This window comes from Nocardia xishanensis NBRC 101358 (assembly GCF_001613365.1).
GTDB lineage: Bacteria > Actinomycetota > Actinomycetes > Mycobacteriales > Mycobacteriaceae > Nocardia > Nocardia xishanensis.
Map to the genome: position 1 here is coordinate 1 of NZ_BDCF01000124.1, position 503 is coordinate 503.

Below are 503 nucleotides of genomic sequence, written 5' to 3' on the forward strand. Positions count from 1 at the left end.
ACCGGGTCTCGAGATTTGAGGACGGCGGCGGGCAAGCGAGCACGGAGGGATTCGCGGACTCAGACGACGTCGGGTGCGCGGGAGGTGGGCAGGAGTTGGTCTCGGTAGCGGCTGATGGCCGCGGCCTGGGCCGCGACTTCGACGCTGTCACTGCGGGTTTGACGCTGCCCTGGAGCAGCGGACCGGTCGAGGGACACGTCAACGGATCAAGATGATCAAACGCCAGATGTTCGGCCGAGCAAAACCGGATCTACTCCGGAAGCGAATCCTGTTGAGCGACTCAGCAAACCCGACCGCCAGTATCACGAAAATTGTGCCTGATCCAGACTTCAGGCGGAAGCGACAACTCACCGCGCCCAAGGACGCCGGACGTCAGCACTGGCCATCCAAGGACAAACGCACTGAAGCGTCGGACGCACAACGGCCCCAACCCCAACGAGGTCTCAACAATCCGGAAGGAGCAACCGATGCGCCCGAACACGACCATCTCTCGACAGCAGTCT

General features: G+C 62.4%; 1 protein-coding gene. It reads left to right on the top strand.

What is annotated here, in order from left to right; all coding sequences use genetic code 11:
• Positions 1–211: 211 nt before the first annotated feature.
• Positions 212–503 (top strand): hypothetical protein (locus tag NX1_RS37590; RefSeq protein WP_218024234.1); only part of this gene is annotated, 292 nt, incomplete at its 3' end.